Source organism: Brevundimonas sp. (assembly GCF_018608325.1).
Classification (GTDB): Bacteria; Pseudomonadota; Alphaproteobacteria; order Caulobacterales; family Caulobacteraceae; genus Brevundimonas.
Window position 1 is genome coordinate 1 of the sequence record NZ_JABAZW010000007.1, and the last position, 25057, is coordinate 25057.

23 protein-coding genes and 1 pseudogene are annotated in these 25057 nt (G+C 63.5%); 10 read left to right on the plus strand and 14 right to left on the minus strand.

Annotated features, from left to right (window positions below; all coding sequences use genetic code 11):
* Positions 1–129 precede the first annotated feature (129 nt).
* Together QZ281_RS00530 and QZ281_RS00535 are read right to left on the minus strand one after the other, a co-directional pair.
* Positions 130–1671: a ShlB/FhaC/HecB family hemolysin secretion/activation protein gene (locus QZ281_RS00530; RefSeq protein ID WP_292223390.1), complete on the minus strand. Its 1542-nt coding sequence runs from the start codon at positions 1669–1671 to the stop codon at positions 130–132.
* 282 nt (positions 1672–1953) lie between these two features.
* Positions 1954–2685 (minus strand): helix-turn-helix domain-containing protein, encoded by a 732-nt coding sequence (locus QZ281_RS00535; RefSeq protein WP_292223393.1) that lies wholly within the window; start codon positions 2683–2685, stop codon positions 1954–1956.
* Positions 2686–2837: 152 nt separating this feature from the next.
* Between QZ281_RS00535 and QZ281_RS00540 the strand changes: the two genes are divergently transcribed.
* The 5 genes and pseudogenes from QZ281_RS00540 to QZ281_RS00560 form a co-directional block, all read left to right on the plus strand.
* Positions 2838–3503 (plus strand): energy transducer TonB, encoded by a 666-nt coding sequence (locus tag QZ281_RS00540; protein ID WP_292223396.1) that lies wholly within the window; start codon positions 2838–2840, stop codon positions 3501–3503.
* 62 nt (positions 3504–3565) lie between these two features.
* Complete coding sequence (locus QZ281_RS00545; protein ID WP_292223398.1) at positions 3566–4237, plus strand: STN domain-containing protein; 672 nt, start codon at positions 3566–3568, stop codon at positions 4235–4237.
* Entirely contained in the window at positions 4234–4782 is a 549-nt protein-coding gene (locus tag QZ281_RS00550) for an RNA polymerase sigma factor (RefSeq protein WP_292223400.1), read from the plus strand. The genes QZ281_RS00545 and QZ281_RS00550 overlap by 4 nt, the downstream gene beginning before the upstream one ends.
* A 34-nt stretch (positions 4783–4816) precedes the next feature.
* Positions 4817–5758 (plus strand): DUF4880 domain-containing protein, encoded by a 942-nt coding sequence (locus tag QZ281_RS00555; RefSeq protein WP_292223402.1) that lies wholly within the window; start codon positions 4817–4819, stop codon positions 5756–5758.
* A 371-nt stretch (positions 5759–6129) separates the two neighbouring features.
* Positions 6130–6846, plus strand: a pseudogene (locus QZ281_RS00560) (IS5 family transposase); the annotation flags it as partial.
* 240 nt (positions 6847–7086) lie between these two features.
* Here the strand turns inward: QZ281_RS00560 and QZ281_RS00565 are convergent.
* The 3 genes from QZ281_RS00565 to QZ281_RS00575 form a co-directional block, all read right to left on the minus strand.
* Positions 7087–8538, minus strand: a complete 1452-nt coding sequence (locus QZ281_RS00565; protein ID WP_292223405.1) for an efflux transporter outer membrane subunit — start codon at positions 8536–8538, stop codon at positions 7087–7089.
* Positions 8535–11681, minus strand: a complete 3147-nt coding sequence (locus QZ281_RS00570; protein WP_292223407.1) for a CusA/CzcA family heavy metal efflux RND transporter — start codon at positions 11679–11681, stop codon at positions 8535–8537. Before QZ281_RS00570 ends, QZ281_RS00565 begins: the two co-directional genes overlap by 4 nt.
* Before the next feature lie 76 nt (positions 11682–11757).
* Complete coding sequence (locus tag QZ281_RS00575) at positions 11758–12954, minus strand: efflux RND transporter periplasmic adaptor subunit (protein WP_292223408.1); 1197 nt, start codon at positions 12952–12954, stop codon at positions 11758–11760.
* 236 nt (positions 12955–13190) lie between these two features.
* Between QZ281_RS00575 and QZ281_RS00580 the strand changes: the two genes are divergently transcribed.
* Positions 13191–13868, plus strand: coding sequence for a response regulator transcription factor (locus QZ281_RS00580; RefSeq protein WP_292223410.1), 678 nt, complete (start codon positions 13191–13193; stop codon positions 13866–13868).
* The gene (locus QZ281_RS00585; RefSeq protein WP_292223413.1) at positions 13865–15229 is read left to right on the plus strand and encodes an ATP-binding protein; all 1365 of its coding nucleotides are present in this window, start codon (positions 13865–13867) and stop codon (positions 15227–15229) included. Before QZ281_RS00580 ends, QZ281_RS00585 begins: the two co-directional genes overlap by 4 nt.
* A gap of 235 nt (positions 15230–15464) precedes the next feature.
* Here QZ281_RS00585 and QZ281_RS00590 read toward each other — a convergent pair whose 3' ends face one another.
* From QZ281_RS00590 to QZ281_RS00605, 4 genes are all read right to left on the minus strand, one after another.
* The gene (locus QZ281_RS00590; RefSeq protein WP_292223415.1) at positions 15465–16424 is read right to left on the minus strand and encodes a YbhN family protein; all 960 of its coding nucleotides are present in this window, start codon (positions 16422–16424) and stop codon (positions 15465–15467) included.
* A gap of 10 nt (positions 16425–16434) precedes the next feature.
* Positions 16435–17067 (minus strand): LysE family translocator, encoded by a 633-nt coding sequence (locus QZ281_RS00595; RefSeq protein ID WP_292223417.1) that lies wholly within the window; start codon positions 17065–17067, stop codon positions 16435–16437.
* 83 nt (positions 17068–17150) lie between these two features.
* Positions 17151–17807: a GNAT family protein gene (locus tag QZ281_RS00600; RefSeq protein ID WP_292223420.1), complete on the minus strand. Its 657-nt coding sequence runs from the start codon at positions 17805–17807 to the stop codon at positions 17151–17153.
* A gap of 25 nt (positions 17808–17832) precedes the next feature.
* Complete coding sequence (locus tag QZ281_RS00605; protein ID WP_292223423.1) at positions 17833–18660, minus strand: NAD(P)H-hydrate dehydratase; 828 nt, start codon at positions 18658–18660, stop codon at positions 17833–17835.
* A 114-nt stretch (positions 18661–18774) separates the two neighbouring features.
* Between QZ281_RS00605 and QZ281_RS00610 the strand changes: the two genes are divergently transcribed.
* Positions 18775–19113 carry a P-II family nitrogen regulator gene (locus tag QZ281_RS00610; RefSeq protein WP_054765773.1) on the plus strand — a complete coding sequence of 113 codons (339 nt, stop codon included), beginning with the start codon at positions 18775–18777 and terminating at the stop codon, positions 19111–19113.
* Positions 19114–19197: 84 nt separating this feature from the next.
* Positions 19198–20607 carry a type I glutamate--ammonia ligase gene (glnA, locus tag QZ281_RS00615; RefSeq protein WP_292223426.1) on the plus strand — a complete coding sequence of 470 codons (1410 nt, stop codon included), beginning with the start codon at positions 19198–19200 and terminating at the stop codon, positions 20605–20607.
* 87 nt (positions 20608–20694) lie between these two features.
* Here the strand turns inward: glnA and QZ281_RS00620 are convergent, their stop codons facing one another.
* The 4 genes from QZ281_RS00620 to QZ281_RS00635 form a co-directional block, all read right to left on the minus strand.
* Positions 20695–21246: a hypothetical protein gene (locus tag QZ281_RS00620; protein WP_292223429.1), complete on the minus strand. Its 552-nt coding sequence runs from the start codon at positions 21244–21246 to the stop codon at positions 20695–20697.
* A gap of 109 nt (positions 21247–21355) precedes the next feature.
* On the minus strand, positions 21356–22243 hold the full coding sequence (gene tatC / locus QZ281_RS00625) for a twin-arginine translocase subunit TatC (RefSeq protein ID WP_292223430.1): 888 nt from the start codon (positions 22241–22243) through the stop codon (positions 21356–21358).
* Positions 22240–22809: a Sec-independent protein translocase protein TatB gene (gene tatB / locus QZ281_RS00630; RefSeq protein ID WP_292223433.1), complete on the minus strand. Its 570-nt coding sequence runs from the start codon at positions 22807–22809 to the stop codon at positions 22240–22242. The genes tatC and tatB overlap by 4 nt, the downstream gene beginning before the upstream one ends.
* A gap of 23 nt (positions 22810–22832) precedes the next feature.
* Complete coding sequence (locus tag QZ281_RS00635) at positions 22833–23051, minus strand: twin-arginine translocase TatA/TatE family subunit (protein ID WP_292223472.1); 219 nt, start codon at positions 23049–23051, stop codon at positions 22833–22835.
* 111 nt (positions 23052–23162) lie between these two features.
* Here QZ281_RS00635 and rnhA point away from each other — a divergent pair, with 111 nt between their 5' ends.
* Positions 23163–23615, plus strand: a complete 453-nt coding sequence (rnhA, locus tag QZ281_RS00640) for a ribonuclease HI (protein WP_292223435.1) — start codon at positions 23163–23165, stop codon at positions 23613–23615.
* Here the strand turns inward: rnhA and QZ281_RS00645 are convergent.
* Complete coding sequence (locus tag QZ281_RS00645) at positions 23612–25021, minus strand: MFS transporter (RefSeq protein WP_292223438.1); 1410 nt, start codon at positions 25019–25021, stop codon at positions 23612–23614. The genes rnhA and QZ281_RS00645 overlap by 4 nt on opposite strands.
* Positions 25022–25057 lie beyond the last annotated feature (36 nt).

Below are 25057 nucleotides of genomic sequence, written 5' to 3' on the forward strand. Positions count from 1 at the left end.
CGTCCGATAGGCGTAATCGCCCTGCCACCAGCCCGAAGCCAGAACCGGCGTCGCCACCGCCGTAAGCATGACGGCCGACAGGCCGACAGCGAAAGATTTGCGCATACGCGCGCTGACAGTCTTGCCCACTTAGAATTCCCCCCAGATGCGGAAGCGTGCGAAAATCTGCCCGGACTTCCATTCCGGGCCCGAAACGATTGGCGCGCCGACATCGACGGCGCCGTTGAGATAGCGGAAGAGGCGGATGCGGCCGCCGAGGCCGGCGCTCGACAGCAGGTAGCTGTCCTTCTGACCCAGCAGCGGATCATGAATGCCGGCATAGCCCGCATCCCAGAAGCCGTGCAGGCGCAGCGCATTGTCGCCCAGCCCCAGTCGTGAACCAAAGTCCGGCAGGCGCAGTTCGTTCTGAATGGCAAAGCCGTAGTCGCCCAGGGCCTCCGACTCGTAATAGCCGCGTACGCTGGAAGACCCGCCCAGCGAGAAACCCTCGTTCGAGATCAGCGGCGCAGGCGACCACTGGCCGGTCAGGCGCGTGTTCAGCTGAAGCCCGTGCGCCAGTTCTTCTGTGTTCGACGCGTCCAGCTTCAGCACCAGGAAGCTGGGGCGGGCGTTGAAACGCTTGTCGTCAAACCGCTGCTGATCGTCGCCCAGCCCGCGCACGCCGAAAACAGCGGAGACACTGAGATCGCTGCGGCGCTGATCGCCGGACCAGTCGCCCCGCCATGAGGCCATGAAAGGGAAATACCGGATCGGCGCCGAGGCGCGATCTGCGCCCAGGGCTACGTCCTCACCGAAATCCTTCCAGTCCACGCCCAGCGTCAGGGCATGGTAGAAACCATCCGTGGCGCCCAGCGAGCGGATGTAGCGGGCGCCCACGATATTGCCCTGACCGATCACGCTGGCGCCGCCGACTACGGCGATGTCGCTGTCCGAGCGCACGCCATAGACCATCAACTGCGCGTTCTGCCCCAGACGCGTCAGATAGTTGGCCGACCAGACCGTGCCGTCGTCGGTTCTTTCCGGCGCCGTCTGGGCCGAGAAGCTGAGACTGTCGCCGCGCCCAAGGAAGTCGTCATGACGCAGGGTCGCCGACGCCCGATAGTAGGAGGTCGAGGCTGAGCGCTGATTGTTCAGTTCGAGGGAGGCATGCCAGGGCGAGTTTTCCTCAACCGACAACACGACATCCAGCGTGCCCGGCGCCACGCCCGCGCGCAGTTCCGGCGTCACCCGACGCGTCGACTTCTGGTTCAACGCCACCACGTCACGTTGGAATTCCTGAAGGTTCGGTGTAGCGCCGGGCGTCAGCGACGGCGCCTGGGCGCGGATCGCATCGGCGCGTTTCGTTCCCTCCACCAGAACCTGTCCGATGGCCTGGGGCTGCACCTCCAACTGGAGAATACCGCCTTCCACCGATTGCTCGGGCAGGAAGACGGATACGGCCACATAGCCTGCATTCTCGAACGCTGATTGCAGGGCGGCACGCGCGGCCTCGACGTCGGCTTCAGTGCGGCCGGGCCCCATGAATGGATAGACGGCCCGCTCGACCGCATCCGGCGGCAGGACCGTGTTGCCCTTCACCTGAAAAGCGCGAATATCGAAGGTGACGGCCTGGTCCTGAGCCTGCACCGCAACAGGGCCCGTCCCGATCGCCAGGAAGACCGCGCCAGCCACCAGGCGTCGGCAAGATCGTTCGTTCAAAATCATCCCCCGCAACCCTCCCCGACTGAAGCCGAGGCGGCGGGCGAACATCAAAATGATGCCGCGCGCCTGAAATCATGCAGAGGTCGTAATAATCAGGACCTGAAGTTCCTCAAGTCTATTATGTTGAAATCAAAGTTCAGATTATATTTTCGCATCACACAGCAAGTATCATGTAAATTAAATGACAATTGATATTAGGTCTGATTATTTTATAATTTCGGATTCACTTGAATATTTCCAGAATGTGTGGCTTTAAGCGGCGCTGCTAAATGAATTAGCGCGCGTCTGGGTTGGGCTTTCTCCAAACTTCAACTGATATGCGCGCGCTAGAGCGCTAGGACTGCTGAAACCAGCATCCCGCGCCAGTTGTGAAATGGAGCGAAGTTCACGCGGATGGCCCAGACGCTCGCTGACCCAGACCAGACGCCGTTCGCGGACGATCTCGCTGATGGACACGCCGAAGCAGGCCTTGAAATTTCGACGCAGGGTCGCCGCCGTGACGCCCGCAGCAGCCGCCAGAGTGTCCGCCGTCCAGTTCACTTCAGGGTTCGTACGCACGCGCTCCATCGCCCGCATGACCGAACCCGATATGACAAAGACCTCATCGCCTACGCCAGAACTGAACAGCCCCCGAACCAAGGCCTCGCACCTTCGTCCAGCGGCCACGGCGCCCCAATTGAAACTGATCACGCCGGGCCGAAGGCGTCGGGGCTGGTCCATAAGGCGCGACGCCGCGACCTGAACATCCGCACCGCGCAGCGACACCCATTCGCCCTCAGCGCAGGACGACCAAACACATTCGGCTTCACCGGGGCGTGCGATAAGCAGGGCGCGTCCCCCCGGCAGTTGATAGACCTCGTCGCCGAACGTGACCCGGACCATGCCCCGATGCGGGCGCACGACATGCACAGCGCCCTGCTCCACGGTCAGGCGAACGACGCCCTTATTCAGGCCCGTGATTTGGTTGAATCGACTTGGGTGCATCGCGTCCCCCTCGATTCAAAGACCGGGAGCGCGCCGACGAACGAAACGAATTCGACTGCGACCTGTATTTTTCCACTCAGCGCCGGCGTCAGCGACGTGTCATCAAGAGGTGATGAAACCGCGTTAGGGCCACACGTCAGGATCGGGTTTCCTTGACGACACACTGGCTCAGTTACGGTCTGTTTGGACGCATCGGCGGCTTGGCGCTGTCGGGCGTGCTGCACGTTGCTGTCGGCCTGTTTCTGCTTCAAGCCCATGCAGACGGCGCGCCTGAACAAGGCCCCGCGTCCGGGGACGCCGGACAAGGCATCGTTGTGGAACTGGTGTCGCTTGGCCCCGGTCAGACGCCGCCACCGCCGACCGATGTAGTTTCCGCCTCTTCTGCGGCGCCTTCTCACACCGCTGGCTCCAGCAAAGCCATCGAAGACGCCCAGCCAAAAGCGTCCGAAACGGCGGCCGGCGCCAAGATGACCGGTCCCTCGACCAGCGAACAGACAGGCGCGGCGCGGCGTCTTTCAGACCTGCCTGATAGTGAGGTTCTGGCCTTCCGTCGTCGGCTGGAACAGCACCTCGCCCGCCACCGCCTTTATCCGGCGGAAGCCAGCGCCAACGGGCGCAAAGGCCAGACCACGGTCCATTTCATCATGACCAAGGACGGGCGGGTGATCGACGCCTGGATCGAAACCAGTTCGGGCGAGAACGCCATCGACGAGGAGGCTCTGGCCGCCATTTTCCGCGCCCAGCCCCTGCCTGGATTGCCGGGCGACTGGCCGTCACGACTGGATGTCAGCCTGCCCGTCAACTTCGTTCTGAAATGAACGCCGCGCCCCTGTCCACAACTACGCGCGCCTCCCTGGCCGTGGGTGGAATGATCATGGGAATGTTGGCGTTCGATGGTGCGTTCGCACAGTCACGACCGAGCCAACAGCACTACGACATTCCCGCACAGCCCCTGAACTCAGCGCTTTCCGCCTTCGCCACGACCAGCGGCATGGACATCGTCTATCGCCAGTCCCTGGCCGTCGGTCGTCGTTCAAGCGCCGTCAAAGGAGAGTATTCCGCGCCGGTCGCGCTCCAGCGCCTGCTTCAGGGCACGAACCTTAACGCCCGCTTCTCCGGTCCGCGCTCGGTGATCATCTATGTTGAGGATGCACAGGTCGCGTCCTCCCCCGCGTCAGATGCCCCCGCGGCCCTGCGGATGGACACAGCCGAGGTGCGCGGCGCCCGGATCATCGGCGGCGGCGATCAATTAGCCCGGCGTCGATACGCCATGGCTCTTCAGACCGCCCTTCAGAACATGCTGCGATCTTCGCTCGACTTCCAGGGCAGGTCGCTGCGTCTTGAAATCCGCATAGGACTAAACTCTGCAGGTGAAATCACCGAAGCCGTCATCCGCCGCAGCAATGCACGCGACGATTGGGACATCCAGATCGTCAACCGCCTGACCGGCGCCAATCCTGCTGGCGCGCCCCCTCCTGGAACCCCGGCCATTCTCGACTTCGCCATCGAGGTGCAGCCTTTGGGTCGTTCGCGGTCAGACGGCGTGTCATGAGCGCCTCCTCCACGCGCACCGCACTCAGAGACCTGCTGACGCGGCGGTATGCAGACCTGCGCAAACGTCTCGCCATACGCCTAGGCTCGGCCGATTTGGCGGGAGAGGCCCTGCATGAGACATGGATCAAGCTGCAGGATGGCGCCGAATTGGCGCCCATTGAGGACCCGGACGCCTATATCTATCGCGCCGCGGTGAACACGGCCTTCAATCTGTCCGCCGCCCAGCGCCGGGTGCTGGGCCACGCCGAAATCGCAGACATCCTGAACCTGGCCGATGACGCGCCAGGGCCGGAGCAGATCGTCATGGCCCGCAGCGATCTGATGCGTGTCTGGCGAGTGCTGGATGAACTGACGCCGCGCCAGCGCACGGTTTTTCTGGAAAGCTTCACCGGCTCCGCCAGTCATGACGAACTGGCCGTTCGCTTCAATGTCAGCCTGCGCATGATCCAGATGGATCTGCGTGACGCCATTCTGCACTGCGCACGCCGCACACGCCGAAAAAACCCCTTCGTTCGCGGGCGATCCCGCGTGTCTGTAAAATGAGAGGAACGTCGGCGCTCCGAACGTCGACTGGACAATGACCAAGACCGAGATGACTCCATCCGCCAAGGACAACGACAGCCTTCTGGAAGAGGCGGCGGACTGGCTCGTGCGCCTGATGTCTGGCGGCGCGACCCAGACCGATGTGGACGCCCTTGGAGAATGGCGCGCCCAGAGCCCCGCGCACGACGCGGCATTCCGGGAAGTTGCGGGCGTCTCTGCCTATGCCCAGGCAGGCAGTACGACGACGCGTCCCACCAACCGTCGGGCGTTCATCTCCGCCTGTGCAGGCGGTGCCGGGGTTCTTCTGGTCGGCGCATCGGTTCTGCGTCCGCCGTTCAATCTTTGGCCGTCATTCGACGAGTTGTCGGCTGAACACCGCACGCCTGTCGGCGGACGGCTCGACCTGCACCCTGCGCGCGGTGTCGAGGTCCAACTGGCGTCTCGCACAGCAGCATCCGTGAGCCGTTCAGGATCGGGCCTGCGCCTGGTTTCTGGCGAGGCCTTCGTCGGCGTTCACGAGGCGGTCAGGGCCTTTCAGGTCGACACCCGACAGGTGCGGATTGAGGCGCTAGACGCCGACTTCAACGTCCAGGCTTTCCCATCGCGTGACCGCGTGACCTGCGCGCGCGGCCAGATGACCTGCGTCATTCAATCCCGCGCCTATCACCTGAAGCAAGACGAGGACATCACGGTCGAGGCTGACGGCCAGGTGCGGCTCAGCCGGATCGAAGCCGCCAAGGTCGCCGCCTGGCGCACAGGACGCCTGATTTTTGAAGGCGTCGCCCTTTCGGAAGTCGTCGACCAGATCAACCTCTACCGCCCCGGCCGCATAATCCTCAGAGACCCCGAACTGGGCCGCACGCCCCTGAACGCCGTTTTCCACATCGCCCAGATCGACAACGCCGTCGTCCAGATCGAACAACTGTTGAACCTGAAAGCCCGCGCCGTCGGCGGGGGCGTGGTGATCATTGGCTGACGGCGCGGGCCACACCGCCCCATGACCGCGAGATACAAATGTCCGTGGCGCTTTGTGATTGGCGAATATCTCTTCCCGCTAGAACTGATCATCCGCATTGGCAGTTGACGTTTTCAGCCTGTAAAGGCGTCAACATCTCTCATTCAGCGCACTCCTGTATCCGCTTAACCAGCTTCGACCTTGCATCAATCGACTTCCTCAGCTCGCATCAATTAATATCAATGCTATCGCTGTAGAATCTGAATATTAGTCTTTATTTGAGCGCGGGGTAGAGCGACGGTGCTCGGCAAATCCGGTGATGAACCGGCCTAGGCTCAGGACTCATTGATGTGAGGCGCTCGATCTGATTCAGGCTCCCGAAGAGTCTGGATATGAGCGACCTTTATTGGCTGACGGACGAGCAGAAGGCTCGGCTGGAGCCCTATTTTCCCAAGAGCCATGGCAAACCGAGGGTGGATGATCGGCGAGTGCTGAGCGGGATTGTTTTCGTCAACCGCAACGGTCTGCGTTGGCGTGACCCGCCGACGGCGTATGGGCCTCACAAGACCCTCTACAATCGCTGGAAGCGGTGGAGCGAGGCGGGCGTAGTCATACGGATGATGGAAGGCCTGTCCAGCGCCCAGACTGAACATCGCACGGTCATGATCGACGCGACCTATCTCAAGGCGCACCGCACGGCTTCGAGCCTGCGGGTAAAAACGGACGCACGGGCGACTGATCGGTCGCACGACTACCAAGCTTCACGCCGTGACAGATGCGAACGGACGACCGATCAGCCTGTTCATGACGGCGGGCCAGGTCAGCGATTACACCGGCACTGCTGCTCTGCTGGACAGCCTGCCCAAGGCGCAATGGCTATTGCGCGACAGGGGGTATGACGCGGACGGGTTCAGGGACGCCCTGCATCCCAGGCAGAAAACCCGCAACGAGCCCGTCCGGTATGACAAGCGTCGCTACAAGCGGCGTAATCGCATCGAGATCATGTTCAGGTGCCTGAAAGACTGCGGCGCGTCGCCACTGGCTATGATCGATGCCCGAACGTCTTCCTCTCCGCCATCGCCCTGGCCGCTACCGTACTCTTCTGGCTGCGAGTCCTGAGCCTAGAGTTCTCATCGACGTCGGTACTAGGACGGCGTGTTCGCCCTTTATCTGATTATGACCAGGCAGGTGGCGCGTTGCAGTATGAACTACCAATCTATGCCCCCCGCACATCGAAGCGCCTTTCGACTGATGGTCTCAGCATTCTACACCTGACTGTCGAAGCACCTCAGAGCTAAGTGGTAATCTGACTTTCCTAGTTCATCGAGCGAAGACTTTTCTCTTCCCACTTACGGCATACGGCCTTCCCATCCGCCGCCCAATGCCTGGAACAGGGCGACGACGTCGGCGTAGCGGGCTGAGCGGGCGCTGATCGCTGCTGACTGCGCCTCGTTGTGGGTGCGTTGGGCATCGACCAGTTCGAAGGTTCCGATGTCGCCCAGCTCTAGCCGCCGTTGAGCGAAGGTCAGCCGCTGTCTGGCCGCCTGTTCGGCGGTTTCGGCGGCGGTCAGGCTGTCGGCGTCGAAACGCAGGGCCGATAGGGTGTTGGCCACATCCTGAAGAGCGACCAGTACGGCGGAGCGGTATTCGGCCTTGGCCTTGTCCAGCCCCGCCTCCGCCACCTTCTGCTGCTGGCGCAGAGCCCCGCCACGGAAGAGAGGCTGGGTCACACCCGCGCCCAAGGACCACAGGCCGGTTCCGCTGGTGAACATGTCACCATAACGGGTGGCGATGTCGCCGCTGCTGGCCGTCAGGGTGAGTTCGGGCAGACGGGCCGCGATAGCGACCCCGACCTCGGCGCTGGCGGCATGTAGTTGGGCCTCGGCGGCCAGAACATCCGGGCGCTGACGCACCAGTTGCGACGGCAGGCTGAGCGGCAGGGCTTTGGGCAGGTTCAGATCGCCCAGAGCCAACAGGGGCGGCAAGGGCTGATGGGGCGGACGCCCCAGCAATATGGCCAGCGCCGCCTGCTGCTGGGAATGGGATTTACGCGTCTCGGCCAGTTCCTGTTCGCTGGATGACAAGGCGGCGCGCTGGGTCAGGACCTCTTCACGACCGACTTCACCCAGCGTCTCGCGACGTTCCAGCAGGGTCAGAACCTGATGTTCGGCGCCGACGCTGACCTCCAGCGAGGTCAGCTGTTCACGTAAAGTCGCCTCTTCGATGGCGGCCAGGATCGTGTTGGTGATGATCGACAGGCGCGCCGCCTCGTATTCATAACGGACGGCCTGAGTCTGGGCCGCCGCCGACTCGACGCTGCGCCGAACGCCGCCGAACAGATCCAGCGGATAGCTGACGCTGACCTGCGCGGTGTGCAGAGTGTAGAGCAGGCTCTCGTCGTTCAGCGGCGGCGACAGGGTGGCGGAATCCTTGTGCCGGTCGGCCTGATAACTGGCGTCGACACTGGGCAGATAGGCGCCGCGCGCCGCACGTAGTTGGGCCCGTGCCTGACGCAGGGTGGCGTCGGCGGCCTTCAGGTCCGGGTTAGCCCGCAGCGCCTCTGTGACCAGTGCATCCAGTTGCGCAGAGCCGAACAGGGACCACCACTGATCCGGCACGGTCGCCGATGCGTCCATGGTGCGGGCCATGTCCGCGACCGCGCCGCTCGAATGCGACCAGTCCCCTTCGTCAGTCAGGACGGGGCGCTGGAAGTTCGGGCCGACCGCACAGCCGGCAAGGCCGCCGACCGCCAGAACCCCGATGACGGACAGTCGTGCGCCTCTAGACATCGACCAGCTCATTCTGAGGCCTCCAATGCGGCAGGTTCGATGTCCGGGCCGACCCGGCGCGAAAACAGGTCGATCATCACCGGCAGGACAAGCAGGATCAGAACAGGTGCGACCAGCATCCCGCCCACGACCACCAGGGCCAGCGGCTTCTGCACCTGACTGCCGATCCCCGACGACATGGCGGCGGGCAACAGGCCGATGGCGGCGACCACGCAGGTCATGACCACGGGGCGCAGACTGTCTTCACAGGCCTGACGAAGCGCTTTAGCCCGCTCCATCCCCTCGTCAATCAACTGATTGAAGGCCGTCAGAACGATGATGCCGTCCATCACCGATATGCCCAGAAGGGCGATGAAGCCTATCGCCGCCGATATGCTGAACGGCGTGCCGGTGATGAACAGGGTGAACACCCCGCCCAGCAGCGCCATCGGCATGACGCTGGCCGCCAGAGCCATGTCCCGCACCGAACCGAAGTTGATGAACAGCAGCAGCAGGATCAGGCCGATGCTGAGCGGCACCACCACCTTCAGGCGGTCGATGGCGTTCTGCAGATTGCCCAGTTCACCCACCCATTCGATGTGATAACCGGCAGGCAGGTGGACATCGCGGGCCACGCGGGTCTGGGCGTCCAGAACCGCCCCGCCCAGATCGCGGTCGCGCACGCCGAACTTGATCGGGATGTAGCGCTCCTGATGCTCGCGGTAGATGAAGGATGCGCCGGACACGAAGCTGACGTCCGCCACCTCCTGCAACGGCACCTGCACCACGCCGCCGTGTCCGTCGTCCGCACCAATATTTATGCGCCGGATCGCATCCAGATCATTTCTCTGATCGGCCTGCAGCCGCACCAGTATCGGGAAGTGCCGGTCGGTCTTGCGCTCATAGAGATCGCCCGCCTCCTGTCCGCCGATGGCGGTGGACACGGTGCTGTTGATCGTCTCGACGCTGAGGCCGTAACGCGCGGCCCTCTGGCGATCGATGTCGATCTTGACGGTCGGCTGACCGAGTGAGTTGAACACGCCCAGATCAACGATGCCCGGCACGCCGCCCATCACCGTCTTGATCTTAGCCGCCGTGGTTTCCAGCGTGTCCAGATCAGGCCCGAACAGCTTGATCGAGTTCGAGCCCTTCACGCCCGACGCGGCCTCTTCGACGTTGTCCTGAATATATTGGGAGAAGGAGAACTCCACGCCGGGGAACTTCTTCTGCAGGGCCTCGCTCATGCTGGCCGTCAGCTTCTCCTTGGTCATGCCGCGCGGCCAATCGGTCGACGGCTTCAGGGGGGTGAAGAACTCGGCGTTGAAGAAGCCGGTGGCGTCGGTGCCGTCATCGGGGCGACCATGCTGCGAAACGACCGTGCGCACCTCGGGGAAGGCGGCGATGGTCTTGCGCATCTCGTTCACCGACCCGTTGCTGGCCTCAAGAGGGACGGAGGCAGGCATGGTGGCGCGGATCCAGAAATTGCCCTCTTCCAGGTGCGGCAGGAACTCCAGACCCAGCGCGCGGACCATGATCATGGCCGCCACGACCAGCGTCCCCGCCCCACCCAGCGACAGTGTGCGGTTGGCCAGGGCGAAGTCGATCGCCGGCTGATAAATCCGGCGCAGGCCACGCACCAGCCAGGTCTCGACCTCCGACAGCCGGTCCGGCAGCAACAGGGCGCTGAGCGCGGGCGAGATGGTGAAGGTGGCGATCAGGCCGCCCGCGATGGCGTAGGCGTAGGTCTTGGCCATCGGGCCGAAGATGTGGCCCTCGACGCCCGACAGGGTGAACAGCGGAATGAAGCTGGCGATGATGATGGCGGCGGCGAAGAAGATGCCCCGGTTCACCTGTGTCGCGGCCTCAAGGATCGTGGACAGCCTGCCGGTCAGACCACGCCGCCCCTGCCCCAGTTCCAGCGCATGGCTGCGTTTGACCAGATGGCGATAGATGTTCTCGACCATGATGACGGTGGCATCGACGATCAGGCCGAAGTCCAGCGCCCCGACAGACAACAGGTTGGCGGACTCACCGCTGATCACCAGAATCAGGATGGCGAAACACAGGGCGAAGGGAATGGTCGCCGCCACGATCACCGCGCTGCGCAAATTGCCCAGGAAGGCCCACTGCACCAGGAAGATCAGCAGCACGCCGATGATCAGATTATGGATCACCGTGTGGGTGGTCACCTTGATCAGGTCGCTGCGATCGTAGATGCGTTCGACCTTTACGCCCGGCGGCAGGATGTCTGAGGCGTTGATCGCCTTCACCTCGGCCTCGACCGCCTTGATCGTCGGCATGCTCTGGGCGCCGCGATGCATCAGGACCGTGCCCTGAACGATGTCATCGTCCTGATCCTGACCGGCGATGCCCAGACGCGGCAGATGGCCGACCTTGATCTCGGCGATGTCGCCGACCGTGACCGGCGTGCCGCCCGACTGGCTCAGCACCACATGGCGGATGTCGTCCGGCGACTGGATCAGGCCGATGCCGCGCACGATGGCGGCCTGCGCGCCGAAGTTCACCGTCTGGCCGCCGACGTTCAGGTTGCTGGCGTTCAGGGCGTCGATCACCTGAGGGATGGTCAGGCCATGCGCGGCCAGCCGTCCGTTGTCGACAACCACCTCATAGGCCCGGCTTTCACCGCCCCAGCCCGTGACGTCGATCACCCCTGGCAGGGCCTTGAAGCGACGCTCCAGCACCCAATCCTGAATGGTCTTCAGGTCTGCGATCGAATAGCCCTTCGGCCCCGTCACGCGATAGCGATAGACCTCACCGATCGGGCTGACCGGCGAGATTTCAGGTTTGACCCCGTCCGGCAGACCGTCCAGCTGGCTCAGGCGGTTGATGACCCACTGCTGCGCCTCCTGATGGGTGAAGTCGTAGCTGAACTGGATTTTCACGTCCGACAGGCCGAACAGCGAAATGGTCCGCAGGCTGGTGACGTGGGGAATGCCCAACATCCCCACCTCGATCGGCACGGTGATGTTGCGCTCGATCTCCTCGGCGGACAGGCCCGCACTCTGGGTCACGATCTCGACCATCGGCGGAACCGGGTCGGGATAGGCCTCGATGTTCAGTTGACGGAAGGCGACGCCGCCCGCCCCGATCAGGCCGATCAGCAGAAGCAGCGCCAGCACCCGGTGATGTAGCGCCAGCGAGACAATGCGGTTCATGGGAATTCTGCAATCATGAGAACGGCGCCGGACAGCAGCCGATGGAGAGGAGCAGCAGCTACGTCAGCGGCGGATGTCAGCGGGCTTGCCCCGCCTCGTCGACGAAGATGGCGCCGCGGGTCACGACCTTCTCACCCGCCGTCAGGCCGCTGAGTATCTGCACACGTCCTTCTGCGGACTGGCCGGTCTGGACGGCGCGCGAACGCAGGGCGCCGTCGGGCGCCAGCACCCACAGGCGCGCGGTGTCGCCCTCGCGGATGACGGCTTCTGCTGGCACGGCCAGACCACTGCGGGCGCCGCCTGCGCTGCGGATGGCGAAGTTGGCGAACATCTCGGGCTTCAGCGCCCCATCCGCATTGCCGATGGTCGCACGCACAGGCAGCCGGCGCGTTTCGGGATCAAGAGCAGGCGCGACATAGTCCACGCGGGCGGTGAAGACCCGTCCCGGATAGGCGGGCGTCGTCACTTCGACCGCACTGCCCCTCCGCATCCGCGAAATCTCGCTCTCGGGCGCGTCAGCGACCAGCCAGACCGTGGTGGTGTCGGCGATGACGAACTGCGGCGCATCTGCCCCTGCGACGATGTTCTGGCCGATGCCGACGGCCCGCTGCATGACCACGCCGCTGATGGGCGCAGTAACCACAGCTTCGGCCCCGGAAGCGACGGCGGCGTTCTCAAGCGCGCGGATCTGGGCGGGCGTCTTGCCCAGAATGGCCAGACGGTTGCGCGCTGTCGCCAGATTGGCGTCCGCCGTGCGAGCCGCGCCCTGGGCGGCAACCAGAGCATTCTGAGCCTCGCGCCAGTCCTTCAGCGCCCCGCCTGCGGTGCGGTAGATTTCGCCTGCGCGGGCCTCGGCCTCCTGCGCCAGCTTCAGCTGTGCGGCGGCGCTGGCCTGTTCGGCGCGGGCGGTGGACAGGGCGGCGCCGCCCTCGGCGTATTCCGTGGCCTGAACAACAAACAGGGGCGCGCCCTGACGCACCCACTGGCCCGGCTCCGCCAGCACCCTCAGGACTCGCCCCGAATAGGGCGATACGACCGGCGTGCTGCGGCGCTCATCGACGGCGATCTTGCCACTGGCCCGGTGCAGGTCATCGAAACTGGCCTCGCCCGCCGTGACCACGGTCATGGACTTGAGCTGTTCCTTGGTGGGACGGAAGACACCTGCCTCGGCCACGGCTTCAGGCTCTGGCGCCTTGGCGGTCAGGGCCTTGAGCGCCATCGGCGCGCCCAGCAGCACCAGAACCGCAGCCGCTCCGACACCGACGATCAACAATTGTCGGCTGCGCGGAAGCCTCCGCGCCTTGGACGGAGGTGGAGGCGTGTATTCCATGATGCAGTGACCCTCATGCGCATCGGCGCTGCGGGTTCGTACTGTAGCGGTTTCGGCTTACGTGCGGCTTACGCCCAACTTACAGCAACCTTACAGCGCCCCGGCAAAGCACCGCCTCGGTGTTGACACCCCCATCCCGCCCCTGCTTCTTCGCGCGATCCGATGCGGACGGCCCTGTAATGCGACTGTTGATTGTCGAGGATAATCAAGACCTGGCCGGGCTTCTGGCCAAGGGCCTGAACTCAGCCGGTCTGACGTCAGACCGGGCGCGTACGGCGGATGACGCCCGCGCCATGCTGGCCGTCGCCCAATACGCCGCCGTCATTCTGGACCTCGGCCTGCCTGACGACGATGGGCTGAATGTGCTGAAGGACATGCGCGATCAGGCCAATGCAACGCCGGTTCTGGTGCTGACCGCACGTGGTCGTGTCGATGACCGTGTCAGGGGGCTTCAGGTCGGGGCCGACGACTATCTGGTCAAGCCCTTCGACTTTGAGGAACTGCTGGCGCGGGTCCAGAGCCTGCTGCGACGGCCCGGCGCTTTTCTGGGCCGCACCCTGACCATCGGCAATCTGGTTTTCGACAGCGTTTCGCGTGAGACTCGCGTCGGCGATCAGTTGCTGAGCATCCCCGTGCGCGAGACCGAAATCCTCGAACTGCTGCTGCGCCGCATCAACCGGGTCGTGCCCAAGACCACGGTCGAAAGCCAGTTGTTCGGCAGCCAGGAAGACCTCGGCTCCAACGCCATCGAGGTCTATGTCCACCGTCTGCGCAAACGGCTTGAGGCGCACGGCGCGGACGCCCGCATCCAGACCATGCGCGGCATCGGCTATGTGCTGAATAAGGCCCCCCGTTGAAGACCCGCGCGCCGTCCATCCTGACCCGGATTCTATGGCTGCATCTGGTGGCCCTGGCGGCGGCGGCCATCCTGATTCCTCTGGCCGGAAACCTGCTGCTGAACGCCAGCGCCGCCACCCTCCAGCACCGCACCCTCCGCACCCATGCCCGCAGTGTCGCGGCGGCGCTGGACCTGACGCCGGACGGCCGATGGACGCTGGACCTCAGTCCCGATCTGAAGACCCTCTATGAAAAAGGCTATGGCGGCTTTGCCCTGGCGGTCATCGACGACCGTGGGGCGGTCCTTTTTGACGGTCCTGAAAGCCAGTCCGAACTGCTTCAGGGCGTCCAGCGTCGCGACACCCCTTATTATTTCGAACACAAGCGCGGCGGCGATGTCTTCTATGGCGCCAGCTTCCCGCAAAAGCTCGGTGACCGCACCGCATGGGTGACCATCGCCCAGGATCTGGACCACCCCGACATCATCGTCGACGACATCACGGCGGGGTTCCTGGGACGGATGCTGCTGCTGACTGTGCCGGTCTTGTTGGTGCTGTTCACCATCGACCTGCTGATCGTGCGTCGCGCCCTGACGCCGGTCGTCAACACCTCGCGCGCGGCCCAGAACATCCAGCCCGGGCGCATGGATCAGCGCCTGCCGACCGATGACCTGCCGCGCGAAATCCGTCCGCTGGCCGACGCCATGAACGACGCCCTCAAACGTCTGGAACTGGGCCATGCGCGCCAGAAGGAGTTCACCGCCGACGCCGCCCATGAACTACGTACGCCCCTGACCATTTTGCGGATGCAGGTGGATGCGCCCCCCGACAGCCCCCTGTCCCAGCAACTGCGCCCCAGCATCGACCTGATGACCCGGATCGTCGGCCAACTGCTGGAGATCGCTGAGGTCGACGCCATCGCGCCCGCAGGTGATGTCCGGGCCGATCTGCGCAGCGTCGCCACAGACGTCGCCGTCGCCCTGACGCCGCTGGCGCTGTCGCAGAACAAGCGGTTGGCCCTGACCGGGGTGGAGGCGCCCGTCTGGGTCGCCGCCGACGCGCCCTTCCTGTTCCGCGCCATCCGCAATCTGGTCGAAAACGCCATCCGCCACACCCCCGCCGGAACCGAGGTGGACATCCATGTCCGCGCTGAAGGAACGGTTCTGGTCACCGATCACGGCCCCGGCGTGGCAGAGGCCGACCAGCCCTTCATCTTCCGCCGTTTCTGGCGCAGCGAACGCAGCGGCGACAGCGGCGCAGGCCTCGGCCTGGCCATCGTGCAGGGCATCGCAACGACCTATAGTGGCGTCGCAACCTACGAAAGCACACTAACGGGCGCACGTTTCAGGCTTAGTTTCAGGGCAATAGAAATGATTGATTAGCAAATGCCACAAATCCCTAATGCAACATCATTAGAAATGAATATATCGATCAACTTTCCAATTTTAATAAAATTATCCAAATTAAACAAAATCAAATTAAATATCCCACATTTGGAATGTCGCACACCACAAACACACATACTAATTCCAAATAGTAATCATTGTTGCATTTCAGGCGAGAATTTCCATATTTATTAAGCGCACAAAAAGAACCAATACAGTTATAAAATTATCTCTACTTTAATCGTCTTGCCGAAATGGTCAAACCGATTACGGCGGCCACGATCAGCGGAGCCAGGATGTAGATGGCGCGGTAGAGCAGCAGGCCAGCGGCGACTTCTGCGGCGCCGACTTTGGGGCCGACTTTGGGGCCGAGCACGGCGATCATTACGGCATCGAAGGCGCCGATGCCGCCCGGCAGGCCGCTGACGGCGCCGAGCAGGCCCGCTAGCCCGAAGACGGGCAGATAATGCAGGAAGCCGATCCAACTGGGTTCGGGCAGCAGGATGTAAAGCAGGCCAGCGGCCGCAGCCCATTCAACAGTGCTGGAGACGATGACCGCCAGCCTGACGGATCGCGACGGCAGAAACTTGCCGAACCGGCCCAGACGGGGGGCCGCCAGAAAGGCGATCAGGGCCTTCAGCGCGACGAAGGCGATCACCAATCCGACCCAGCGCGGCATATGGGCCTGGGTCACAATGGCCTGAATGGCGCTGGCGGCGGCGAGGCTGATCAGGCTCAGACCGCCGATCAGGGCGATCAGGGCCGAAACGCCGCTCATGAGCGCGACGCCCGAACCGGTCAGCCCTTCACTTTGGTAACTGCGATAGCGAACGCCTGCCGCCAGAGCGATACCGGGAGGCCCCGCGTTCGACAGGGCGAAGGCGACGGCTGAGGTCAGGGCGCTGCGTCGCCACGAGATCGGCTGTCCCGTCGTCTGCAGGGCCAGCGTGTCGAAGCTGGAGGCGGCGGCAAGGCAGAGGACCAGCGCCAGTATGGCGACGATCAGGGATGTCACGGAGGTGCTGGCGATGGCGCCTGCCACCTCTTGCAGACTGACGCGACGCAGTTCCTGACCGATGACATAGACCGCGCCTGCGAAGACCAGCAGGCCGACAGCGATGCCTAGCCAGCGCAGCCATTTCGGCTTTTCCGCGGTCTCTGTTTCGCCCGGATCGCTCGCACTCTCGGTCATGGCGTCCGCATCACCCCGGCTTGACCTTCAGCAGGGCCAGACCAAAGGCGACGAAGATGCCGCCGGTGATGCGGTTGAAGATGCGGCGCAGCTTGGGGATGGCCAGATAGCGCGACAGGGACTGTCCGCCCAGGGCGTAGGCCAGATACCAGAAGGCTTCGACCAGGGCGAAGGTGATGACCAGAATGGCGAACTGCGGGGCCTTGGGTGCGCCTGCATGGACGAACTGAGGCAGGAAGGCTGCGGCGAACAGGATCAGTTTGGGGTTGCTGATGCCGATGGTGAAGCCGCCACGGAACAGACGACCGATGGACTGACGCGGGTTCAGATCGCCCTCGCTGCTGACATCAACGGGCGCGGCGTCGCTGCGCCAGGCCTTGACGCCAAGATAGATCAGATAGGCCACGCCTAGATAGCGCAGAACCTCGAACACGCCCGGAAGCGCCAGCAACAGGGTCGTCAGACCGGCGGCTGAGGCCGTCAGCACTAGAACCAGCGCCGTCAGACAGCCCGCCATGGCGAAGAAGCTGCGCTTCAGCCCCATCTCCACGCTGCGCGACAGGATGTGCAGCATGTTCGGCCCTGGCGTGCCACACAGCAGGAAGACGGCGACGACAAACAGCCACCAGGTTTGAAAGGTCACGACGCAGATCCCGCGATTTCACAACAGGTCACAGGCATATCGCCGTCGGTCGACGGGGGCCAGTGGTTCTGCCGTGACTTCATCTAAAAGCTGAGGCGCGCTCTCTGCTGGCCGTCAGCGTCGAAATTCTCTGGCGCGAGCCAGGCCTCGTAACCAGCCTTCAGGCGCGGCCATTCGTGGTCGAGTATGGAGAACCATGCAGTGTCGCGGTTCTGGCCCTTGGCGACCATGTGCTGACGGAACACGCCTTCAGGCTGGAAGCCGAACCGGGCGGCGGCCTTCTTGGACGGCTCGTTCAGATTGTTGCACTTCCACTCGAAGCGCCGGTAGCCCAGCCCGAAGATGTAGTCGGCGGCCAGATAGAAAGCTTCGGTCGAGATGCGCGAGCGGGCGATGGCTGGTCCCCACAGGATGTGGCCGATCTCGATGACGCCATTGTTCTCATCAATCCGCATCAGGGCTTGCCGCCCCTCCGCCCTGCCCGTCCGCTTGTCGATGACAGCGAAGAACAGCGGGTCCTGGCTCTGTGAGGATTTCTCTGTCCAGGCCTGAAGCACGGCCCGGTCCTGCGGCGTCTCTTCGAACAGATAGCGGAAACGGTCGTCTGCTCCGGCTTCCTGAGCCGAAGCCAGCAGATGATCGGTGTGAGTCGCAGGGTCCAGCGGCTCCACGCGCACATAGCGGCCGTCCAGCAGCTTCCGTTCGGGGCGCGGCGGGCTTCGCCATCCGTCTTGCAGCATATTCAGGTCCTTATCGTCAGGTTGCTCAGCGGGCTGCCCAGAGGTCACGCAGGACCGCAGGCAGCATTTCAGAAAGGTCTTCGGCGATCAGGCCCGGACCGAAACGATAGGCGGCGTCAGCATGCATCCAGACTGCGGCGCAGGCAGCGTCGAAACTGTCCATGCGCTGAGCCAGCAGCCCGCCGATGACGCCCGCCAGAACGTCTCCACTGCCGGCCGTCGCCAGCCACGGCGAACCGTTTCCGTTGATCCGAGCGCGTCCGTCAGGCGAGGCGATCACGGTCTGAGCGCCCTTGAGCACGACGACGGCCTGGGCGCGTCTGGCGGCGTCTCGTGCGGCCTCGATTCGCCCCTTGGCCAGATAACCGGGAAACAGGCGTTCGAACTCGCCTTCATGCGGCGTCAGTATGTCGTCGCGATCCAGAATGGCGAACAGTTCGCTGGCCCGCCCCTTGAAGACCGTCAGCCCGTCGGCATCGATGACCAGGGCTGCCCCGCTTTGAGCCAGCACATGAATATTACCTATGGTGGCGTCATCCAGACCGGCGGCGGGCCCCACGACCATGGCGTCCATGCCCTCCACCTCGCGCGCCAGGGATTCGGCGCTGACGAACGGGGTCAGCATGACGGCCTGGATGGAGGGGGCGATCACGGCTGCAGCATCCGGTGGACAGAAAATCCGCACCAGGCCCGCCCCTGTCCTCAACCCTGCGCGGGCAGCCAGCCGCGCAGCGCCCGTGTGATTGGCGCGACCGGACACGACGCCTAATCGGCCCCGCGTATGCTTGTGCGTCTGGGCGTCTGGCCAGGGCAGAAAATTGCGCCAGACTGCAGGGTCGTTGGTTTCAATCATCCGGGCTCCGATTATCCGTGACTTTTCTGCGAAAACCGCTTGCTTTCAGTCGCCTTGGTGTGTCCCATTCAAGCCCGAGCGCCGCTGCATTCCGTGCGCCGCTCAGGGGTCGCCATGAAGAAAATCGAAGCCATCATCAAGCCATTCAAGCTGGATGACGTCAAAGAGGCGCTCCAGGACGTGGGCGTGCAAGGCATGACTGTGCTGGAGGCCAAGGGATATGGCCGCCAGAAAGGTCATTCGGAGCTCTATCGGGGCGCCGAATATGTCATCGACTTCCTGCCCAAAATAAAGATCGAGGTCGTCGTCGCTGATGACCTCGCGCCTGCCGTTGTCGAGGCCATCCAGACCTCGGCGCGCACAGGCAAGATCGGCGACGGCAAGATCTTCGTGTCCGACGTGGCGGATGTGATCCGCATCCGCACCGGCGAGACCGGCGCTCAAGCCGTCTGAAACTGAACGACCCTCCCCGGCCCTCGGCCTTCGGGTCGGTGACCGGTTTCCTCCCCAACGACCAAAAAAATAGGACTTCCGAGAATGAGCGCCGCCGCCAAGATCCTCAAGGAGATCGAGGAAAAGGACGTCAAATACGTCGACGTTCGCTTCACCGATACGCAAGGCCGCCTGCAGCACGTCACCTTCGACATTGATCTGGTCGACGAGGACTTCCTGAACGAAGGCACCATGTTCGACGGTTCGTCGATCGCGGGCTGGAAGGCCATCAATGAGTCCGACATGCTGCTGAAGCCGGACCTGACCACGGCCTACATCGACCCGTTCTATCAGCAGACGACGATGTTCCTGTTCTGCGACGTGCTGAACCCGGACACCAACGAGCCCTATAACCGTGACAGCCGCTCGATGGCCAAGAAGGCCCTGGCCTATGTCCAGTCGTCAGGCGTGGGCGACATCGTCTATTTCGGCCCAGAAGCCGAGTTCTTCGTGTTCGACGACGTGCGCTGGTCGACCCAGCCGCACAACACCTCGTACTCGTATGATTCGACCGAACTGCCCGCCAACACCAACGCCGAGTACACCGAAGGCAACATGGGCCACCGCCCGCAGACCAAGGGCGGCTATTTCCCCGTCAACCCGGTCGACAGCGGCCAGGACCTGCGTGGCGAAATGCTGGGCGTGATGCGCGACATGGGCCTGGAGCCCGAGAAGCACCACCACGAAGTGGCGCCTGCCCAGCACGAACTGGGTCTGAAGTTCTCGGACCTGCTGACCATGGCCGACCGCCTGCAGCTCTATAAGTACATCATCCACAATGTGGCGGCCGCCTACGGCAAGTCGGCGACCTTCATGGCCAAGCCCATGTTCGGCGACAACGGCTCGGGCATGCACGTCCACATGTCGATCTGGAAGGATGGCAAGCCCCAGTTCGCTGGCGACAAGTACGCCGGCCTGTCGCAGGAATGCCTGTGGTACATCGGCGGCATCATCAAGCACGCCAAGGCCATCAACGCCTTCGCCAACTCGACCACCAACAGCTACAAGCGTCTGGTGCCCGGTTATGAAGCCCCGGTGAAGCTGGCCTATTCGGCTCGCAACCGTTCGGCCTCGATCCGCATCCCGCACGTCTCGTCGCCCAAGGCCAAGCGTCTGGAAGCCCGCTTCCCCGACCCGATGGGCAACCCCTATCTGACCTTCGTGGCCCTGCTGATGGCCGGTCTGGACGGGATCGAGAACCGTATCGATCCGGGCGCACCCGCCGACAAGAACCTCTACGACCTGCCGCCGGAAGAACGCGGCTCGATCCCCGAGGTCTGCGGCTCGCTGAAGGAAGCTCTGGAAAGCCTCGACGCCGACCGCGCCTTCCTCAAGAAGGGCGGCGTCATGGATGACGACTTCATCGACGCCTATATCGAGCTGAAGCAACACGAAGTCGCCCGCCTGCAACTGCACCCGCACCCGGTCGAATTCGACATGTACTACAGCTGCTGATCGTCAGATCAGACTGAAACGGAAAGCCCCGGATGGTCGAACCATCCGGGGCTTTTTATTGTCGAGAGTGGGATCAGGTCGAAGCACTCAGATGGAGGAGTCTTCTGCCATCACAGTGAACGCCGTATCCGGTGCGGCGTGGTTCAACAGCGCCATCAGTTTTGAGACGTCATCTACCGTGAGGTCTTGTGGACGTGTGGGCGCCAGAACGATCCTGTCGTAGCGGTCAACCATCAACATCTGCCCGCTGGCAAAGCCGCATATCGCCTCAACGCGCGCCGCAAAAGACTTTAAAGTTTCGGTGCCCGGATCGAACCGCGGGAAGTCGGAGAGACCCAACAATTCGAGATGTTGCTGAGTCTGATTCTGATAGATTCCTCTAAGTTCAACCATCTTGGGGTCGTCCCACACGGCTCTCTCGAAGGCGGTTTGGAGTTCATCTGTCGCGAACACGAACTGGCTTGAGAATTCCAGGCTGAAGGCCGCTAAAGCGGGCAAAGATGACGGCGGCAGGTTCGCGTCAGCGAAAGTGACGACGTCATGCTGGCATAGATCGCTCCATTCGCTTTCCACCAATCTTGCATCAACACCGCAGTTGGCGAGACCGTCAGAGAGCCATTGTTCGAGAGGGGCCTTCATGGGTTTCACGCCGTGGCAACTCCGAGGAATAGCCCTCAGGTTCAGATACTCTGGCGATGAATCAATGAGTGGACAAGCGGACGGCTAGGCCCCCTGCGGGACGCCTCGATTAGGCCGCTTCCGCTTCCAGATCGTCCGCCTTCTTGCGGCGCAGTTCGATCAAACGGACGCACCAGATGGAGATCTCGTAGAGCAGCACCATCGGCACGGCGAGCATCAGCTGGCTGATGGGGTCCGGCGGGGTGACCACGGCGGCGACCACGACCACGGCGACGATGGCGTAGCGACGGCCAGACGCCATCATCTTGGAATTGATCAAGCCAGCCATGCCCAGCAGGGTCATGACGACCGGGAGCTGGAAGCACAGTCCGAACGCCAGCAGCAGCGCCGTGACCAGGTTCAGATAGTCCGACACCTTGGGCAGCAGATTGGCCTGCACCCCGTCGCCGATGATCTGCTGGCTCAGCGAGAACCACATCACGAACGGCAGCATGACGAAATAGACCAGCGCGGCCCCCAGCAGGAACAGCAGGGGCGCCGCCACCAGGAACGGCAGGAAGGCGCCGCGCTCGTTGCGGTACAGACCCGGTGCCACGAAGCGGTACAACTGCCAGGCCAGAACCGGGAAGGCCACGAAGACGGCGCCGAAGCCAGCCAGCTTCATCTTGGTGAACAGTATCTCCAGCGGCGCAGTGTAGATCAGGTTGACCGTATGGCCGTCGACGTGCGGCAGCGGCTTCAGGCCCGCCGTGCCCAGGATCAGGTCCAGCGGCGAGACATGGCCGTGCGGCCCAACGGACGAATAGAAGGCCTGGGCCGCCGCGAACGGCTTGACCAGGAACAGATAGATCGGCTCGGAAAAGGCGAAACAGCCGATGAAGCCCACCGCAAAGGCGATCACGCAGATCAGCAGCCGCTTACGCAACTCGATCAGGTGATCCATCAGGGGCGCTCGCGACGCCTCGATCTCGGCCTCGTCACGGTTGGGGGTGGTCAAAGGTCGACGGCCTTATTGCGGACTGTCTTGGGCTTGGCCGCCGCAGTCTTGGAAGCAGTTTGGGGTTTGGCTTTCGCGGCGAGGGTCTTGGCCTTTGCCAAACTTGCTGCCCTCGACTTGGCAGCCGTCTTCGGCTTGGAGACGGACTTAGCCGCAGCCTTGGCCGTGGGCGCATCGGCGGCGGCCTCCGCCACCGGCGTCTTGTCCGGCCACTCATCCGGCGCGGGCTGCATGGCCGGGAGCTCCGGCTCAGGCGACGGCAGGGACGGTGTCACCAGGCCAGCGTTGATTTCCTTGAAAGCGGCTTCCGCTTCAGAGCCGAGGGGATACATCCCCTGCCCGCTCCGCAAGGCTTCGACTTCTTTGCGCAGGTCGTCCAATTCGGACTGACGCGCCATTTCGTCGAAACTGGTGCGGAACTCGTTGGCCATGGCGCGCGCTTTCGCGACCATCTGCCCAACACGGCGCATCAGAATAGGCAGATCCTTGGGCCCCACGACAAGCAGGGCCACAATGCCGATCACCACTAATTCGAAACCCCCCACTCCGGGGGCGAGCCCGCCCATGCGTCAGCCCTTACAGACGACGACTAGCGCTTCAGCTCTTCCTTTTCCGCCTCGGTGCGCGGCAGGGAGCTGACGCCCTCGCTGGGGCCGTCCTTCTTGTCTTCGTCCTTCAGGCCTTCCTTGAAGGCGCGGATGCCCTTGGCGGCGTCACCCATGATGCCCGAAAGCTTGCCGCGTCCGCCGAACAGCACGGCGACGACGACGATGACGATGGCCCAATGCCAGATGCTCATGGAGCCCATGGCGTAATCTCCTCGCGTGGAACCGATGATCGATCCCATCCACTATTCTTCGACGTGCATATAGGCGCAGTGATGGCCCCGCGCCAAGGGACGCTGTAGGTCTGCGCGACCATGAGTCCCTCCGATCACGTAATCATCCACACCGACGGCGCCTGCAAGGGCAATCCTGGCCCTGGCGGCTGGGGCGCCGTGCTTCAGGCCGGCGGCGGTCACGAGAAGGAATTATGGGGCGGCGAGGCCAATACGACCAACAACCGCATGGAGTTGATGGCCGCCATCATGGCGCTGGAAGCCCTGAAACGGCCCTGCAAGGTCGAGCTTCATACCGACAGCAAATACGTCATGCAGGGAATCACCGAATGGATGCGCGGCTGGAAGTCCCGTGGCTGGCTGACCGCCGACAAGAAGCCGGTGAAAAACGCCGACCTATGGCAGAGGCTGGACGCCGCTCGCCTGCGCCACGACGTCAAATGGCGCTGGGTGAAGGGGCATGCCGGCCATGAGCTGAACGAGCGCGCCGATGGTCTGGCGAATCGGGGCGTCGCCGAGTTGAAACGGCGCTAGACGACTTCGACCTCCTTCTCAGGCTCGGCCTTGCGGCGACGCATGCGCGAACCGCTCATGACTGCGCCAAACAGGGCCGCGACGGCGGCGATCTGGAAGCCGTGGCGGACGCCCGCGATCGGGGCCGAGGAAAGCAGGAAGGCGACGACGACCGCGCCCATCGACTGGCCCAGGACGCGGGCCGTGCCCAGGGCGCCCCCCGCCGCCCCTGCCCGTTCACGCGGGGCCTCGGACAGCATGGCGCGGTTGTTGGGCGACTGGAAGAAACCGAAGCCCGCGCCGCAGACGGCCATGCGCCAGACGATGTCGAACTTGGACGCATCGGCGTCGAGGAAACTGAGCGCCATCAGGCCACAGGCAAAGATGGTCAGGCCTATCGCCCCAAGCACGCCCGCCGAATACCGATCCGACAGCCATCCGGCCAAGGGGGCGGCGAACATGGTGGCCAGCGGCCAGGGCGTCATCAACAGACCCGTTTCGACCGCGCTGAGGTGCAACGAGCCTTGCAGGAAGAAGGGCAAGGCGACGAAGGCCATCATCTGGGCGGTGAAGGAGATGATGGAGGTCCCGACCGACAGGGCGAACATCGGCCGGGCCAGCAGGTCCAGGGGAATCAACGGTGCGGCGCGCGGCTTCTCATGCCGAACCAGCAGGACGGCGGCCGCCAGACCTGCGCCGGTCATGCCAAACCCCAGAATGGCCGCCTCTCCATGCGCCAGGGATTGCAGACCGGTGATCAGCAGGCCGAAGGCGGCGGCGCTGAGAGCGGCGCCGGTCCAGTTCAACTTGCGTTTCTGCAGCGGATTATGCGGCAGGGTGAACCCGGCCATCGACACGGCCAGCAGTCCAATGGGGATGTTCAGGGCGAACAGCCAGCGCCATTCGCCGACCGCCAGAATCGCGCTTGCGATGGTTGGCCCGGCGGCGGCGGCGATGGAGACGATCACCGCATTGATGCCGACTGCCCGGCCCAGGAACTTCTGCGGATAGGTGAAGCGCACCAGGGCGCCGTTCACGCTCATGATCCCCGCCGCGCCGAACCCCTGTAGCACCCGCGCCAGGCTTAGGGTCACGATGGAATCCGACATCGTGCAGGCGATGGAGGCCAGGGTGAACACCGCCAACCCAGCCTGGGACACCCGACGATAGCCGACGATCTCGCCCAGGGACGCCAACGGCAGCAGCGAGACGACAATGGCGATCTGATAGGCGTTGACGATCCAGATCGACGCCGCCTCTGACGCCTGAAGATCATGGGCGATGGACGGAAGCGCCACATTGGCGATGGCCCCGTCCAACACGGCCAGAGTGATGCCCAGACCAATGGAGACGATGGCCCAATATCGCCGGGGGACCGGCAAGCCATCCTGAAAGGCGGGCGTTGGTGCGGTCTGGGCGTCAGGCATAATCGCCGAACGCCCATTTACCGCGAAGGTTGCCGC